The sequence below is a fragment of the Burkholderia sp. GbtcB21 genome (assembly GCF_019091065.1).
In the GTDB taxonomy this organism is placed as follows: domain Bacteria; phylum Pseudomonadota; class Gammaproteobacteria; order Burkholderiales; family Burkholderiaceae; genus Burkholderia; species Burkholderia pyrrocinia_C.
On record NZ_JAGXKA010000416.1, the window covers coordinates 1 to 242 of the forward strand.

Annotated in this window: 1 pseudogene; it reads right to left on the reverse strand. The window is 69.8% G+C overall.

The annotated features are described in order from the left end of the window. Positions 1 to 242, reverse strand: a pseudogene (locus KVT39_RS37230) (ethanolamine permease); the annotation flags it as partial.

Genomic DNA, 242 nt, shown 5'->3' on the forward strand with positions numbered 1-242 from the left:
CGGGGTCTTGAAGCGCGGCTGCACCTTCCCGGGCCACTCCGGCAGGTAGCCTTCGCGGGCCAGCGCGGAGATCTGGCGCGAATAGCCGAGGATGATCCCGTGGGACGATGCGACCAGACCGAACAGCCCCAGCCACACGAGCATGTGCATCCAGCCCCTGTTCGGGGCCGCGATGTACTTCATCGCCTGCGGCAACGGGGCGTTGGTGTGCGCGAGCTTGGTCCTGGCGCCCCGGCCCCCGG